16 protein-coding genes are annotated in these 15,649 nt (G+C 70.5%); 10 read left to right on the plus strand and 6 right to left on the minus strand.

Annotated elements, in window-relative coordinates:
• Positions 1–77: 77 nt before the first annotated feature.
• On the minus strand, positions 78–731 hold the full coding sequence (locus QSV35_RS17355; protein WP_286290097.1) for a helix-turn-helix domain-containing protein: 654 nt from the start codon (positions 729–731) through the stop codon (positions 78–80).
• 87 nt (positions 732–818) lie between these two features.
• On the opposite strand from QSV35_RS17355, the gene folE reads away from it, so the two are divergent.
• The 4 genes from folE to QSV35_RS17375 are packed head-to-tail and all read left to right on the plus strand — an operon-like array spanning position 819 to position 4,175.
• On the plus strand, positions 819–1,409 hold the full coding sequence (gene folE, locus QSV35_RS17360; protein WP_286290098.1) for a GTP cyclohydrolase I: 591 nt from the start codon (positions 819–821) through the stop codon (positions 1,407–1,409).
• Complete coding sequence (locus QSV35_RS17365) at positions 1,406–2,626, plus strand: NAD(P)/FAD-dependent oxidoreductase (protein WP_286290099.1); 1,221 nt, start codon at positions 1,406–1,408, stop codon at positions 2,624–2,626. The genes folE and QSV35_RS17365 overlap by 4 nt, the downstream gene beginning before the upstream one ends.
• Positions 2,623–3,513, plus strand: a complete 891-nt coding sequence (gene folP / locus QSV35_RS17370; RefSeq protein ID WP_419956866.1) for a dihydropteroate synthase — start codon at positions 2,623–2,625, stop codon at positions 3,511–3,513. Before QSV35_RS17365 ends, folP begins: the two co-directional genes overlap by 4 nt.
• A complete protein-coding gene (locus QSV35_RS17375; RefSeq protein WP_286290100.1) occupies positions 3,510–4,175 on the plus strand; it encodes a dihydrofolate reductase family protein in 666 nt (221 codons plus the stop codon). The genes folP and QSV35_RS17375 overlap by 4 nt, the downstream gene beginning before the upstream one ends.
• 9 nt (positions 4,176–4,184) lie before the next feature.
• On the opposite strand, the gene QSV35_RS17380 is transcribed toward QSV35_RS17375, so the two are convergent.
• Complete coding sequence (locus QSV35_RS17380) at positions 4,185–5,843, minus strand: DNA repair helicase XPB (RefSeq protein ID WP_286290101.1); 1,659 nt, start codon at positions 5,841–5,843, stop codon at positions 4,185–4,187.
• A gap of 66 nt (positions 5,844–5,909) precedes the next feature.
• Between QSV35_RS17380 and QSV35_RS17385 the strand changes: the two genes are divergently transcribed.
• The gene (locus QSV35_RS17385) at positions 5,910–6,602 is read left to right on the plus strand and encodes a GNAT family N-acetyltransferase (RefSeq protein ID WP_286290102.1); all 693 of its coding nucleotides are present in this window, start codon (positions 5,910–5,912) and stop codon (positions 6,600–6,602) included.
• Position 6,603: 1 nt separating this feature from the next.
• Here QSV35_RS17385 and QSV35_RS17390 read toward each other — a convergent pair whose 3' ends face one another.
• Together QSV35_RS17390 and QSV35_RS17395 are read right to left on the minus strand one after the other, a co-directional pair.
• Positions 6,604–8,352: a helicase-associated domain-containing protein gene (locus QSV35_RS17390; protein ID WP_286290103.1), complete on the minus strand. Its 1,749-nt coding sequence runs from the start codon at positions 8,350–8,352 to the stop codon at positions 6,604–6,606.
• On the minus strand, positions 8,349–8,666 hold the full coding sequence (locus QSV35_RS17395) for a multidrug ABC transporter ATPase (protein ID WP_286290105.1): 318 nt from the start codon (positions 8,664–8,666) through the stop codon (positions 8,349–8,351). Before QSV35_RS17395 ends, QSV35_RS17390 begins: the two co-directional genes overlap by 4 nt.
• A 136-nt stretch (positions 8,667–8,802) precedes the next feature.
• Here QSV35_RS17395 and QSV35_RS17400 point away from each other — a divergent pair, with 136 nt between their 5' ends.
• Both QSV35_RS17400 and QSV35_RS17405 read left to right on the plus strand, forming a co-directional pair.
• Positions 8,803–9,183, plus strand: coding sequence for a cold-shock protein (locus tag QSV35_RS17400; RefSeq protein WP_286290106.1), 381 nt, complete (start codon positions 8,803–8,805; stop codon positions 9,181–9,183).
• On the plus strand, positions 9,167–10,069 hold the full coding sequence (locus QSV35_RS17405) for a DUF3027 domain-containing protein (protein WP_286290107.1): 903 nt from the start codon (positions 9,167–9,169) through the stop codon (positions 10,067–10,069). Before QSV35_RS17400 ends, QSV35_RS17405 begins: the two co-directional genes overlap by 17 nt.
• A gap of 71 nt (positions 10,070–10,140) precedes the next feature.
• Here QSV35_RS17405 and serC read toward each other — a convergent pair whose 3' ends face one another.
• Both serC and QSV35_RS17415 read right to left on the minus strand, forming a co-directional pair.
• Positions 10,141–11,253, minus strand: a complete 1,113-nt coding sequence (serC, locus tag QSV35_RS17410) for a phosphoserine transaminase (RefSeq protein ID WP_286290109.1) — start codon at positions 11,251–11,253, stop codon at positions 10,141–10,143.
• A gap of 79 nt (positions 11,254–11,332) precedes the next feature.
• On the minus strand, positions 11,333–12,826 hold the full coding sequence (locus QSV35_RS17415) for a sugar porter family MFS transporter (protein ID WP_286290111.1): 1,494 nt from the start codon (positions 12,824–12,826) through the stop codon (positions 11,333–11,335).
• A 134-nt stretch (positions 12,827–12,960) separates the two neighbouring features.
• Between QSV35_RS17415 and QSV35_RS17420 the strand changes: the two genes are divergently transcribed.
• The 3 genes from QSV35_RS17420 to QSV35_RS17430 all read left to right on the plus strand — a co-directional run bounded on the left by QSV35_RS17420 (position 12,961) and on the right by QSV35_RS17430 (position 15,647).
• Entirely contained in the window at positions 12,961–13,662 is a 702-nt protein-coding gene (locus QSV35_RS17420) for an iron-dependent transcriptional repressor DtxR (protein WP_286290112.1), read from the plus strand.
• 365 nt (positions 13,663–14,027) lie between these two features.
• Positions 14,028–14,828, plus strand: coding sequence for a M23 family metallopeptidase (locus QSV35_RS17425; RefSeq protein WP_286290113.1), 801 nt, complete (start codon positions 14,028–14,030; stop codon positions 14,826–14,828).
• A gap of 321 nt (positions 14,829–15,149) precedes the next feature.
• Positions 15,150–15,647, plus strand: coding sequence for an HNH endonuclease (locus QSV35_RS17430; RefSeq protein ID WP_286290115.1), 498 nt, complete (start codon positions 15,150–15,152; stop codon positions 15,645–15,647).
• Positions 15,648–15,649 lie beyond the last annotated feature (2 nt).

Below are 15,649 nucleotides of genomic sequence, written 5' to 3' on the forward strand. Positions count from 1 at the left end.
TGAACGGGTGGATTCGCGCCGCCGCGCCGGTGCTCTGACGCACAGAAGGATGCGGCTGGACTCTCAGACGGGTCGGCTCACATCTCCGCGCGGATCGTCACGCAGCACCGGCCGGGCTTCGGGTCGAGCACCGGCTGCCGGTCGTCGCCGACGCCGGCGGCGATGCCCTCGACGAGCGAGAGGTTCGTCGTGCAGATGAGGTCGGTGTAGCGCTGGGCGAGTGTGTGGAAGGGGCAGTTCTCGAGCGTGAGTCCGCCGCTGCCGTCGGGCCGCGGGTCGTACCCGCACGTGGCCAGGGCGTCTTCGAGGTCTTCGGATCCGGCGCCCACGCGGGCGCCCGTGCGCGGCGCCACGTGCGTGAGCGCTCGGCGCACGTTCGTGCCCTCGGCCTCGGCGTGCTCGGCAGCCGCGGCGAGCAGTTCGCCCGCGAGCTCGTAGTGTCGCTCGGGCAGAGACCCGACGAGCTCGTCGGCGGCCGGGGTGTAGACGTTGGCGGGTCGCCCGGCGCCAGGCCCGCCCCTGCCTGCCGGGCGGCGCCGCTCCACGACGAGGACGCCGGCGTCGACGAGACGCGAGAGATGGAACGCAGCCGTGCTGCGTGGGATGCCGAGGGCCTCCGCCGCCGCGTCCCGGGTGAGGGGCTCGGCCGAGTCGACCGCCAGCCGGTACAGCCGTCGCCGCATCGGGTCGCCGAGGGCGCCGAGGGCATCGAGGTCGTTACGGGGCCGCATGGGGCGAGTGTACCACTCTAAAAACAAGATGCTTGACAAAAATTCGGAACAGCCCTACCGTCAGGAGCAGGCGAGAAGGGAACGGGAATGAACGCATCGACCGCACTGCACGCACTGGCAGACGATCCGGTCGATCGCGACCGAGCCGAGGCCGCCGTCGCCGAACTCCTCACGGCGCTCGGTCACGACCTCGCGCGAGAGCATCTGACCGAGACGCCGCGGCGAGTGGTCGATGGCCTGCTGGAGCTCACGACGCCCGAGCCGTTCGCGATGACGACGTTCGCGAACGACACCGGCTACGACGACCTCGTCGTGGTGCGCGGCATCCGGTTCACGTCGCTGTGCGCGCATCATCTGCTCCCGTTCCGCGGCGAGGCCGTCGTGGCGTATCTGCCGGGCGAGCGGCTCGTGGGGCTGTCCAAGCTCGCCCGCGTGGTCGAACGTCGGGCCCGCGGCCTGCAGGTGCAGGAGAGCCTCACCGCCCAGATCGCCGACGACCTCGATGACGCCCTGGCGCCGCGCGGCGTCGGGGTCGTCCTCCGTGCCGAGCACTTGTGCATGTCGATCCGCGGCGTGCGCGCACCCGAGTCCCTGACGGAGACCGCGGCCTTCCGGGGCGTCGTCGCGCACGACGAACGCCTGCAAGGGCGCATCCTCGACGGAAGGAGCGGATCATGACCCACTTGGTGATCGTCGGCGGCGGGCTCGCCGCGGGATCGGCCGCCGAGACCCTGCGTGCGGAGGGATTCGACGGCGACGTGACGATCGTGGCCGCCGAGCAGCATCCGCCGTATCAGCGTCCTCCGCTGTCGAAGGGCTACCTCGCCGGCAAGGAGGGTGCGGATGCCGTCATCCTGCACCCGGCCGAGTGGTACGCCGACAACGGCATCGGGCTGCGGACCGGCACCGTCGCCACGGCGCTCGACCCCGCGGCTCACCGGCTCGAACTCGCCGGCGGCGAGTCGCTCGGGTACGACGCGGTGCTGCTGGCCACGGGGGCGAGTCCGCGTCGGCTCCCCATCTCCGGGGCCGATCTTCCCGGCGTGCACACGCTCCGCCGGATCGAGGACTCGGACGCCCTCCACGCCGAGTTGAAAGACGGCGGGCGGCGGCTTGTGATGATCGGCTCGGGGTGGATCGGCCTCGAGGTGGCTGCGACGGCGCGCGAGTTCGGAAACGAGGTCACCGTGCTCGAGCGTGATCCGGTGCCACTGGCCGCCGCCCTCGGCGCCGAGCTCGGCAATGTCTTCGCCCGCATGCACCGCGAGCACGGCGTGGATCTGCGCCTGTCGGTCGGCGTCGAGGCGATCGCCGGCGACGGGCGTGCGACGGTCGTCGTCGTCGATGGCGAGACCGTCCCGGCGGACCTCGTCCTCGTCGGCGTCGGGGCCGTGCCGAACATCGAGCTCGCGGAGGCCGCGGGGCTCGACATCCAGAACGGCATCCTCGTCGACGCGAGCCTGCGCACGAGCGCGCCGGACGTCTTCGCGGCCGGCGATGTCGCGAACGCCTACCACCCCGTGATCCAGCGGCACCTGCGCAGCGAGCACTGGGCGAACGCGCTCAACGCCGGACCCGTGGCGGCGCGCGCGATGCTGGGGCAGCACGTCGTCTTCGACGACATCCCGTACTTCTACACCGACCAGTACGACCTCGGCATGGAGCTCTCCGGGTATGCGCCGCTCATGTCGCAGGCGCAGCTCGTCATCCGCGGCGACCTCGAGGGGCGCGAGTTCATCGCGTTCTGGGTCGACGGCGGGCGTGTCGTCGGCGGCATGAACGTCAACGTGTGGGACGTCAACGAGACCGTGCAGGCGCTCATCCGATCCGGCGAGCCGGTGGATGCCGGCGCCCTCGCCGACCCGTCCGTCTCGCTCGAATCGCTCATCGCATGACGGAGGTCATGACCTCGACCGTGCTGCGGGCCGGCGGATGGGAGCTGGACCTCACGGAGCACGTCGCCGTGATGGCGATCGTGAACCGCACGCCCGACTCCTTCTACGATCGTGGCGCGACGTTCGCCCTGGACGCGGCGATCGCCGCCGGGGCCGCCGCCTTCGACCAGGGCGCCGAGATCGTCGACATCGGGGGCGTGAAGTTCGCGCCCGGCCCGCCGGTGCCGGTCGAGGAGGAGTGCGCGCGCGTCATCCCGGTCGTCCGTGCGCTCGCCCCGCTCGGGCTCGTCTCGGTCGACACCTTCCACCCGGAGGTCGCGGCGGCGGCGATGGATGCGGGTGCCGCCATCATCAACGACACGACGGGGCTGCACGACCCGCGCATGGCCGAGGTCGTCGGCGCCGGTGAAGCGGCCCTCGTGATCGCCCACAGTCTTGCAGCCCCCCGCACCCAGCTTCCGCAGCCGCACTACGACGACGTGGTCGCCGAGGTCGCGGACTTCCTCCGGGAACGCGTCTCCCTCGCGCTGTCGTCCGGGGTGCCGCACGACCGCATCGTCATCGACCCGGGTCACGACCTCAACAAGAACACGCGGCACTCGCTCGAGCTCACCCGGCGGTTGGCGGAGCTCAGCGAGCTCGGTCTGCCTCTCCTCGTCGCCCTGTCGAACAAGGACTTCGTCGGCGAGACCCTCGACCGCGAACGCGGCGACCGGCTCGCCGGATCCCTCGCCGCCGCCGTGTGGTGCGCCATGAACGGCGCGCGGATCGTGCGCGTGCACAACGTCCGCGAGACCGTCGACGCGATGCGCATGGTCGAGGCGATCGAGGGATGGCGCGAGCCCGCGTATCTTCTGCACAACACGCGGCCGGAGGGCAACGAATGACTCTCCGCGACGACTACGCCGTGCCGGAGGGCGAGGGGCCGCACGTCCGGATCAACGTCGTCTCGAGCATCGACGGCGCTGCGACCGTCGACGGGCACAGCGGGGGACTGGGCGACGCCGCGGACCGCGAGACGATGCAGGCGCTGCGCGCGAACGCCGATGTCGTGCTCGTCGGCGCGGGCACGATCCTCGCCGAAGGGTACGGCGGGATGCAGTTGGCGGGCGAGGATGCGGCGTGGCGCGTCATGAAGGGCGTATCGGCGCAGCCGCGGATCGCGGTGCTCTCCGGGTCTCTCAGCGTGCCGGCGCAGCATCCCGTCTTCGTCGAGGCCGTCGTGCGGCCCCTCCTGCTCACGCGGGCGGATGCGGCGGAGCACGCGGAGGTCGCCGACGTCCTCGTCTTCGCGGACCTGCGCGATGCGATCGAACAGCTCGCGCAGACGGCGGGTCGCCGCATCCTGTGCGAAGGCGGACCGACCCTGTTCGGCGCGCTCGCGGGAGACGACCTGGTCGACGAGGTGTGCCTGACTCTCAGTCCGCACCTCGTGGGCGGGCAGGCGCCGCGCGTCGCGGCAGGGACTCAGGAGACCGTGCGGCGGATGACGCTGCGCGACGTCCGCCGCGTCGGCGACGAGCTCTTCCTCCGCTACGTGCGCCCGTAGCGGCTGAACTCAGGCGGCGATGCCGTCCGCATCCAGGATCGTGTAGGCATAGCCCTGTTCGGCGAGGAAGCGCTGCCGGTTCTGCGCGAAGTCCTGGTCGACCGTGTCGCGGGCGATGAGCGTGTAGAAGCTCGCGGTGTGGTTCGACTGCTTGGGGCGCAGCAGACGGCCCAGTCGCTGCGCCTCCTCCTGGCGCGAGCCGAACGAGCCCGACACCTGGATGGCGACGGATGCCTCGGGCAGGTCGATCGAGAAGTTCGCGACCTTGGACACCACGAGAACGTCGACGGTGCCCTCGCGGAACGCCTGGTACAGCTGCTCGCGCTCGTCGACGGGCGTCGCGCCGGTGATCTTCGGGGCATCCAGGGCCTCGGCGAGGATGTCGATCTGGTCGAGATACTGGCCGATCACGAGGATCTGCTCGCCCTTGTGCCGCTCGACGAGGTTGCGCACGACGCCGATCTTCGCGGGCGCGGTGGCGGCGAGGCGATAGCGCTCGTCGTCGGCCGCGGCCGCGTACTCGAGGCGGTCGCCGTCCGGCAGGTCGACGCGCACCTCGTAGCAGACGGCGGGGGAGATGAAGCCCTGCGCCTCGATCTCCTTCCACGGGGCGTCGAAGCGCTTGGGGCCGATGAGGCTGAAGACGTCGCCCTCGCGGCCGTCCTCGCGCACGAGCGTGGCGGTCAGCCCCAGCCGGCGGCGGGCCTGCAGGTCGGCGGTGAGCTTGAACACCGGCGCCGGGAGGAGGTGCACCTCGTCGTACACGACGAGGCCCCAGTCGAGCGCGTCGAGCAGGGCCAGGTGGGCGTACTCGCCCTTCCGCTTCGCCGTGAGGATCTGGTAGGTCGCGATGGTGACCGGCTTGATCTCCTTGGTCTGCCCGGAGTACTCCCCGATCTCCTCGGGCGTGAGCGACGTGCGCTTGAGCAGCTCGTCGCGCCACTGGCGTGCGCTGACGGTGTTCGTCACGAGGATGAGGGTCGTCGTCTTGGTGTCGGCCATCGCCGCCGCGCCGACGAGCGTCTTGCCGGCGCCGCAGGGGAGCACCACCACTCCTGAGCCGCCCTCGGTGAACGTGTCGACGGCCTTGCGCTGGTAGGGGCGCAGGTGCCATCCGTCCTCGGCGAGGTCGATGGGATGCGGCGTCCCCGCCGTGTAGCCGGCGAGGTCCTCGGCCGGCCAGCCGATCTTCAGGAGCTCCTGCTTGATGGCCCCGCGCGCCCATGCGTCGACGATGAACGTGTGCGGTTCGGGGTGGCCGATCAGCAGCGGCTGGATGCGCTTGTTCTTCGTGACCTCGGCGAGGACCGCCGCATCCGTCGATCGCAGCACGAGCTCCCCGCCAGAGCCGTCCTCCTGCTTGGCCAGGCGCTCGATGACGAGCCGGCCGTAGCGGTTCACCGTCTCCCGGATGTCGATCGACACCGACGGCGGCACCGGGAAGCGCGACCAGCGGTCGAGCGTCGCGAGCATGTCCTCGGCGTCGTGGCCGGCGGCGCGGGCGTTCCACAGGCCCAGGCGCGTGATGCGGTAGGTGTGGATGTGCTCGGGCGCGCGCTCGAGCTCGGCGAAGATCGCGAGCTCATGCCGCGCGCTCTCGGCGTCGGGGTGCGCCACCTCGAGCAGCACGGTCCGGTCGCTCTGCACGATGAGGGGTCCGTCAGCCATAACGTTCGAGTCTACCGGCGTGGGCTGTGAGGAGCCTCGGCGCGCCGGGTCCGATAAGTTTTCGGGATGACGGACGACCTCGACTCCCTCGTGAAGATCTGGCCGGCGACGGGCCTCGGCATCCGCGCGGGAGACCTCGAGATGCGCTGGCCGGACGACGACCTCCTGGTGAAGATCGCCGCCGTCGCGAGCCGAGGCGTGCACGATCCCGACCGGATGCCGTTCACCTTCCCGTGGACCCGGGGGACCCCGCTCGAGGTGGCCCGCAACGTGCTGACCTACAACTGGTCTGCGCGCAGGCGCATCGACCCGAAGGACCTGCTTCTCGAGTTCGCGGTCCTCGTCGACGGCGAGGTCGTCGGAACGCAGGGCGGCACAGGCAAGGACTGGGGCGTCCTGCGCGAGGTCGAGACGGGTTCGTGGCTCGGCCTCGAGTTCCACGGGCGCGGGATCGGCAAGCGGATGCGGATCCTGATGCTGCATCTCCTGTTCGAGGGGCTCGGCGCCGATGACGTCACCTCGACGGCGATGGAGGACAACCCGGAGTCGAACGCGGTGTCGTGTGGGACCGGCTACGAGCCCGACGGCGTGATGCGGGTCGTGCGCGATGGTGCGCCGGTGCGCCTGAACCGCTGGCGCATCACGCGCGATCGGTGGGAGTCGCTGCGCGACGAGCACGCCCGCATCCTCGGCGCACCCGTCGAGATGCGCGGCGTCGACGCCGTCCGCGCTCAGCTCGAACCGACGACGAAGGATTGAATCAGCGGCCGGGCGTCTCCGCGACCGGTGCCAGGCGGACGGCGGCGATGCTGGAGACCGGGAGCGTGCGCTCGACGTCGGCGGCCCGATCGAGTCCGCGGAAGCGACCTCCGCCGAGGCCGGACGCCTCCATGACGAGGTCGCGGCTCGAGCCGTCCGGCAGCAGCACCGTCACCACGACCACGGCGCGCGAGCGCACCGCCTGTTCGAGCTCGCGCTCCAGCCACGCGGCATCCGAACCGGCGTCCGCGCTTTCGCGCAGCTGCGTGATCAGCCGCTCGTGCGCCGCGGAGGGACGGGGGGCGTCGGTCAGGAGGGGCCGTCGTCGGCGCAGCGGCTCGGGGTTCCCGTTCGCATCCAGCGCGACCACGGGGTAGCGCGCATCGGCCAGGGTCCAGAAGACGGCATCCCGCGGAACGCGCGTCGTGAGGACGTCGCCCGTCTCGACGAGTCCCACGGCCCGCACCGACTGGTCGACGGCGAGAGCGCGCAGCAGGGCCTCGTCGCTGCTGGCGACGCGGGTACGACCGGTCTCGGCGTCCGTGCCGACACGCACGAGACCGTGGCGGGCGGCGGTGCGCTCCACGAGGTACGCGAGCGGCTGGGGGATTCCGGTCAGCGAGAGGCCGGCGAGGAAGTCACGGATCGACTCCTCGGTCTCGCCGCCCGCGACGGCCGCACCGACGGTCTCGTCGGTGAAACGATACGTCGACGCCTGCGCGCGGGACTCGCGCGCCGCCATCGCGCGCAGCCGCAGATCGAGATCGCTGCGCAGCGGCCCCGGCGCGATCGCGGTGAGGTCGGCCTGCAGGTAGATCTTGTCGATCTCGGCGGGAAGGTGCGCGCCGAGGGCGTCCGTGTCCGGCACACCGCTTCTGCGCAGCGGTGCCGCCCACGCGGGCTCTTCGTCTCCCGAGCTCAGACCCCAGCGATCCGCGCGCCGTCCCAGGGCCGTCGCCCGCGCGGGCCAGGTCGGGTCGAGCGGATACGCGCTCTCCCACGAGGAGAAGGGGGCATAGCCGCCGCCGGCGGTGCGGATGCCGGTGGGCAGCTGCCGCGCGAACGCGCGCGCGACGGCATCCCACCGTTCGAGCGCAGGGAGTGCCAGCCAGCGTTCGCCGCCCTCGGTCACGCGCCACTCGCGGTCGACGGCGCGCAGAAGGCCCGCGTCGGCGGCGAGCGCCAGGAGGTCGTCGAGGACGTCGCCGTCGTCGACCACTCCGTCCTCGACGAGGGTGCGGCGGTGGACGGCGCTGACCGTGCCGGCGGCCGTGGTGGAGACGGGGATGTCCAGGCTCGCCGCGACGATGTCGGTCAGCGCGCTCAGGGACGTGAAGATCCGCTCGGCGGATGCCGCCGCGATGCGCTCATCCGCGGGGGCGGGGGATGCCGCAGGCTCCAGCGGAGCGAACGCGGCCGGATCCGCGCTTCGCGCCTCGGCGAGCCGGGCCGCGACAGCCGCGTACGGCGTTCCGTCGTTGCGGACGAGGGTGCGCGGCCGCGGCTCGGGCGGCCGTCCCGCCTCGAGCGCGATGAGGTCGTCGCGTGCTGTGGCCGCGAGCGCGCGGTCGACGGACGCCGGCTCCAGCAGCGCCTCGGCGACGTCGAAGAAGTCATGCCACGGCGCCTGCGGCGGCACAGCGCGATCGGCGAAGATCGCTTCGAGGGCTGCGTCGTCGCAGCCCGACAGCCACGTCGCGAGCGCGCGGGCGTCGGTCGCGCCGTTCACGTCGCCGCGCCCGTCTCTCACCGACCCGAGCGGCCCTGCGGGTCGTCGGCGCGATTGGCTCGTGCGCGGCGCACGAAGCTCATGATGAGGAGTGCCACGATCATGAGGAACGCGATCGGCAGACCGACCTCCATGGTGACGATGATCGTCGGCCACAGGCCCACGCCGAAGTTCACGACACCCGCGGGCCGTGCCAGGATCACCGCGAAGAAGCACACGATCGTCAGCGCCGTGATGCCCAGCGCCATATAGGCGAGGATGCGGTCGATCCGGCGCACGGGGACGTCGTCGGCCTTATGGCCGTGTACTCCTGTGTCGTGACTGCGCGCGCTCATCCGAATCAGCCTACTCCGCTCGGTGTCGGGAACAGATCGCCCGCGGCTCTTGTGCCGTAGGCTGGAGGTTCTCCGGAGCGGCCCCGCTCCGTTCCCGTTATGCCCGCGAGTCGGGCCCGCACGAGCGAGGTTTCGCATGCCCACCGGCAAGGTCAGGTTCTACGACGACGAGAAGGGGTTCGGCTTCATCACTTCGGATGACGGCCAGGACGTCTTCCTGCACGCCACCGCCCTGCCCGCCGGCGCCGCCGTGAAGACGGGGACGCGCGTCGAGTTCGGCACGGCCGACGGCAAGCGCGGACCGCAGGCGCTGTCCGTGCGCATCCTCGAAGCGCCGGTCAGCCTCTCCAAGCGCGCGCGCACGCCCGCCGATGACATGGCCGTGATCGTCGAAGACCTCGTGAAGCTCCTCGACGGCATCGGCGGCGACCTCCGCCGCGGACGCTACCCCTCGAGCGGTCAGGCCAAGAAGATCGCGGCGGTGCTGCGCAAGGTCGCGGATGACTTCGACGCCTGATTCCGACGCTCCCGTCGAGGGCGTCTCTTCGGAGGACGCGCCCGACGGAGTGATCCCTGACGAGACCGGTGCTGAAGAAGCCGTTGTCGACGCTGCCGAGGAGGCAGCCGATGAACCGGTCATCGACGAACCGGCGGTCGACGAGCCGACCATCGATGCTCCGGCGCCCGCGGAGCGGGTCGCCGACGAGCGCCTGCTGGCCGCGCACGACCTCGCGCTCGCCGCTCTCCACGAGATCACCCCTCCGACGACGGTGGGGGATGCCGCGGGCTACACCCTCGAGGACGACGGCGTCGTCTCGCTGCGCTTCGCGAACCTGCTCTCCGGGTACCCGGGCTGGTTCTGGACGGTGAGCCTCGCCCGCGTCGATGACGAGGACCCGACGGTCCTCGAGGTCGAGCTCCTTCCCGGCGACGACGCGCTCCTCGCCCCCGAATGGGTGCCGTGGGCCGTGCGGCTCGCCGAATACCAGGCGCAGCAGGCCGTGCTCGAGGCCGAGCGGGCCGCCGCCGGCGAGATCGAAGAGGACAGCGACGACGAGTCGGATGTCGACGACGACGCGGATGACGACACCGACGATGACGACTCGGACGAGGACGGGCGCCTGCACGCGGGCGACCTCGACGGCGTCGACATCGACCTCGTCGCTGACGATCATGTCTCCGAAGATGTCGATGACGCGGATGATGACGACTCGGACGACGAAGAGTCGGACGACGACGAAGACTCGGACGACGACGAAGACTCGGATGATGACGACGAGTCGGATGACGATTACGACGACGAGTCGGACGGTCATGACGACGACGAGTCGGACGATGACGATGACGACTCGGACGACGAAGACTCGGACGACGAAGACGCGGACGTCGGCGCGTCACGCTGACGCATTGCGCAAACCCCCGGTCTCGCTGGAGACCGGGGGTTCGGCGTCGGCGCGGGCGCGGGAGACCCGCGTCAGCTGTTGACGATGACGTACTCGATCGAACGGATCAGCTGACGCACGTCGGCGGGATCGATCGACACGAAGGTCGCGATCCGCAGCTGGTTGCGGCCGAGCTTGCGATACGGCTCGGTGTCGACGATGCCGTTGGCGCGCAGCGTCTTGGCGATCGCGGCGGCGTCGATGTTCTCGTTGAAGTCGACGGTGACGACGACGGGGGAGCGGTCGTCGGGGTCGGCGACGAACGGCGTCGCGACGGCGGACAGCTCGGCCCAGTCGTAGAGGGCGGCCGAGGACTCGTGCGTGCGCGCGTCGGCCCACGCGAGTCCGCCGTTGCCGTTGATCCAGCTCACCTGGTCGTCCAGGAGCAGCAGCGTCGCGAGCGCCGGCGTGTTGAGCGTCTGGTTCAGGCGGGAGTTGTCGAGCGCGTTCTTGAGGCTCAGGAACTCCGGGATGTAGCGGCCCGAAGCCGCGACGCGCTCGATGCGCTCGATCGCGGCAGGGGAGACGAGCGCGAACCACAGCCCGCCGTCCGAGCCGAGGTTCTTCTGCGGGGCGAAGTAGTAGACATCGGCCTGCGCGGCGTCGAAGTCGATGCCGCCTGCGGCGCTCGTGCCGTCGATGACGGTGAGGGCGCCTGCATCCCCTGCCACGCGGACGACGGGGGACGCGACCCCTGTCGACGTCTCGTTGTGCGGCCATGCGTACACATCCACGCCCTCGACCGCCTCGGCGGAGGCGCGGGTGCCCGGCTCCGCCTTGCGGACGTCCGGGGCCTCGAGCCACGGCGCGGCCGCTGCGGCGGCGAACTTGCCGCCGAACTCGCCGGAGACGAGGTTCTGCGCGCGCTTCTCGATGAGTCCGAACGCTGCGGCATCCCAGAATGCCGTGGACCCGCCGTCGCCGAGGATGATCTCGTAGCCCTCGGGGACGCGGAAGAGCTCCGCGAGGCCCGCGCGCACGCTGCCGACGAGGTTCTTCACCGGCGCCTGCCGGTGCGACGTGCCGAGGATCGCGGCGCCGCGGCCGGCGAGGGCCTCGAGCTGTGCAGGGCGGATCTTCGACGGGCCGCACCCGAAGCGTCCGTCGGCGGGCAGGAGGTCGCGGGGGATGACGATGTCCGGCATTCCCTGATTCTACGGGCGGGGGATACGGCCCCCCGCCCGCATGACGGCCCGTGACGGACGGCTGGTCGGGCCCCTCCGCTCAGTGTCCTCCGACGGGTCCACGCGGCTCGGGCACCGCCGTGCCGCCGTGAGTGGGGTCGTAGTCCGACGGCCATTTGCCGCCGTTCTCCCAGAAGATGCGGATGTCGTCGAGCGGGCGGCCCTTCGTCTCCGGCGCGAACTTCCACACGAAGAGGAACGCGAGCACGGCGAAGCCGCCGAGCACAGCGAAGACGCCGCCGCCGCCGAGGACCTTGAGCAGCGGCAGGAACGCGACGCCGACGATGTAGTTCGCGACGAGGTCGCTCGTGAGCATCGTGCTGGAGCCGGCACCGCGCAGATGCGACGGGAAGGTCTCACCGGCATACACCCACACGAGAGCGCCGAAGCCGAACGTGAATCCGACGGTGAACATCACGAGACCGAGGAACCCGAGGGCGACGAAGACGCCGGAGAGGTGGATGTTGGTGGGATCGGTCTGCCCCGCGGCTCCGACGCCGAACGTGAAGATCAGCACGAGGCTGGCCGCGATCATGATGCCGATGCCGGTCAGCAGCACGGGACGCCGGCCCATCCTGTCCACGACGGCCATCGAGACGAAGACCGCGATGAGCCCGATGAACTGGATGAGCGCGGGCAGCCCGAAGATCGCCATCGTGTCCTGCTCGCTGAAGCCCATCGCCTTGATGATCTGCGGGCTGTAGTAGACGATCGCGTTGATGCCCGTGATCTGGACGGCGAATCCGAGCAGCACGACGAACACCGTGGCGCGCAGATAGGGCTTGGAGACCATCTGCTTGAACGTCGACGTGCCCTTGGCACGGTCGGCCTCCGCCTCGGCGTGATCGGCCTCCATGCTGTCCAGCTCCGCGTGGACGTCCGCGTCCGGATCGATGCGCGCGAGCACCTTCGCGGCATCCTCTCGGCGGCCCTTCATCATGTACCAGCGCGGCGTGTCGGGCGCGCGCATCAAGGCGAGGGTAATGAGGATGCCGGGGATGGCGGCCGCGCCCAGCATGATGCGCCAGTTGCCTGTGGGCGCGAGCGCCCACGCGACGAGGTAGCCGCAGATGATGCCGAAGACCGTCGCCACCTGGTACAGCACGAGCAGTGCGCCGCGGATCTTCGTGGGGGAGGACTCCGCCACGAACATCGGCACGACGACGATCGAGATGCCGACCGTCACGCCGAGCAGGATGCGGGCGATCGCGAGCGAGGGGACGCTCCACGCGAGGGCCGACAGGAGTGAGAAGAGCGCGAAGGTCCCGGCCACGAGCACCATGATGCGTTTGCGGCCGAACCGGTTGGCGAGCCAGCCTCCGGAGAGGGCGCCCGCGATCTCGCCGAAGATGACGTAGGAGACGAGGAGGCCCTTGTCGGCCTCCGATGTGATGTGGAAGTCCTTCGCGATGAAATCGAGCGCTCCGCCGATGTTCGACGAGTCGTATCCGTAGATGATCCCGACCGTCGCCGCGGCGACGGCGACCATGATGGCGGTGCGCGACGAGCCGCGCAGATCGTGGAAGATGCCCATGTCCGAACCTCCCGGCACGCATCACCGGCGACGCGTGCAGACAGCGTGGCACACGCGCGGCCAGGATGCGAGAGCCTCGGCGTTCCTCCGTCGAATAGGCTTGAGGGGCCTGTTTCCGCAAGCCCGAGGATGCCATGACCGATCTCATCGACACCACCGAGATGTACCTGCGCACGATCCTCGAGCTCGAGGAGGAGAACATCGTGCCGCTGCGTGCGCGGATCTCGGAGCGGCTCGGTCATTCCGGCCCCACGGTGTCGCAGACGGTGGGTCGCATGGAGCGCGACGGCCTCGTCATCGTGTCCGACGACCGCACCCTGGAGCTGACCGACGGGGGACGCCAGAAGGCCGTCGACGTCATGCGCAAGCACCGGCTCGCGGAGCGCCTGCTGAGCGATGTCATCGGTCTCGACTGGGCGTACGTCCACGAAGAGGCGTGCCGGTGGGAGCACGTCATGAGCGAGCAGGTCGAGCTGCGTCTCGTCGAGCTCCTCGGCCACCCGACCGAGTCGCCCTACGGCAACCCGATCCCCGGCCTCGAGCAGCTGGGCGACGACATGCCGCGTTCCGACGGCGGTGCCGTGGTCGGTCTCGTCCGCCGGCTGAACGAGGACGGCGGTCCCCTCGAGGGCGTCGTCCGGCGCCTCGCGGAGCCCGCGCAGGTCGATCCCGAGCTTCTGCAGCAGCTCAAGGCCGCGGAGGTCGTGCCCGGCGCCCGCGGGTCGTTCCGCTTCAGCGAGGGCTACGTCCTCGTCCAGATGGACGGCAGCGACGAAGCGCTCGAGCTGCCGGTCGAAGTGGCATCCCACATCTTCCTCATCGACGACCGGAGCTGACCCCGTCGACGGCCGCGCCTGAGCCGCGTTCTGGTATTCCAAGCGGACTCGGAGGTGCGGAGCGTGACAGATTCGTTACCTTCCGGTAGCGTGGGGGAGTCCACAGGCGAGAAGCCCGCCGTCGGACCCCACGCGAATTGCCTCTCCGGCTCGTCGTTCGCGCGGTGAAGCCTGCACCACGTGCCCCGAACACAACAGTGCTGACGAGCCAGCGCTCCGGCGCAGAGGCGCCGGAGGACAATTTGGCTGAGCAGATCGATTCGCCGTCGAACGATAACGCAGACCCCTCGACCGGGGTCGCCCCCACCCGCAGATCGGCGCGTGCTGCAGCGTCCGCGAACACGGCACCGCTGCCCGAGCGGTCCGTGAGCACCCGGACCGCCGCCGTCACGGCATCCACCCGCACCGCCCCCGCTCCCCGCCGCAAGCGCGGCATCCGCAAGCCTCTGAAGGCTGTCGTCGTCCTCGCGATGGTCGGCGGCCTCGTCGCGACCGTCGCCATCCCCGCGTTCGCGAGCCTGACTCCGACCGCGAGCGCGCAGACGCTGCAGCAGGCGTCGGCCGACGACGCGCAGAAGATCGTCGTCGCGTCGGACGCGACGGCCGCGGCGATCGATCGCGACGGATACAGCGCCACGACCCCCGACGAGCTCGCCAAGGCGAAGGCCGAGGCCGCCGCGCTCGCGCGTGCGAAGGCGAAGGCGTCCACCGCGTCGGTGAAGTTCAAGATGAACCTCGGCATGGTCGCCCCCGGCAGCGGCGCCGTCCGCTGGCCGGTCGCGCACGTCGACCACATCGGCGACGGCTTCATGGCGCGCGGTGGCGAGCACCACGGCGTCGACCTCCTCGACCCCGCCGGCACGCCGATCTTCGCGGCCGCGGCAGGCACCGTCCGCGTCTCGACCGAGAGCTACTACGCCTACGGCGTCGCGATCGTCATCGATTCCGTCATCAACGGCCAGCGCGTCTCCACGACCTACGCCCACATGACGTACGGCAGCCGTCAGGTGCAGGTCGGCCAGACGGTCGCGGCCGGCCAGCTCATCGGCGCGGTCGGCAGCACGGGCCGCTCGACCGCCAACCACCTGCACTTCGAGGTGACGATCAACGGCACACTGGTCGACCCGCTCGCGTGGCTCGAGGCCAACGCCGGCCCTGTTCCGTAGGCACTCAGCGGCATCCGTTCTCCGACACGCCACCCGATGTTTCCCCGTTCCGCGGGCCGCATCGGGTGGCGTGTGCGTTAGCCTGAACCCGGAAACGCTTGCGAGAGCGGAGGAGCCGATGGGAAGCACACCACGCATCCGAACCATGGATGCGCTCGGACTGCTCGTCCTTCGGCATTGCACCAGCGGATGCCGCAGCCTGTCTGCGGCGCCGAGGCGCTGTCTGTAAGACAGCGCCTTTTTTCATGCCCTCCGCACGCTCGAAAGCGCTTTCCGCATCGAATACCGCGAAGCCGTCCCGGCGATTCGAGAGGAATTGGAATGCGCACACTCGTGCTGAATGCGGGCTATGAGCCGCTCGCGATCGTGTCCTTCAAACGAGCGCTCGTGCTCGTCATGAACGACAAGGCGACGATCGTGGAGCGGATGGAGGAAGATCCGGTGTGGGGTACCCAGCGTGCCTTCGATAGACCCGTCGTGATCCTGCTCACCCGCTATGTGCGTCTGCCCGGCGGGCGACGCGTGCCGGTCACGCGTCGCGGAGTGTTGCGGCGCGACGCCCACCGTTGCGGATACTGCGGCAAGGCCGCATCGACGATCGACCACGTCCTTCCCCGCTCGCGCGGGGGTGCGGACTCCTGGGAGAACCTCGTCGCGTGCTGTCTGCGCTGCAACAACGTCAAGGGCGACCGTACCCCGCAGGAGATGGGGTGGGACCTGCGGCTCACGCCCCGGCCTCCTCAGGGCGCGCACTGGACGGTACGCGGCACCGAGCGCACCGACCCCCGGTGGGAGCCGTACCTCGAACTCGCCGCCTGAGT

The organism is Microbacterium candidum, assembly GCF_030315975.1.
GTDB classification, from domain to species: domain Bacteria; phylum Actinomycetota; class Actinomycetes; order Actinomycetales; family Microbacteriaceae; genus Microbacterium; species Microbacterium candidum.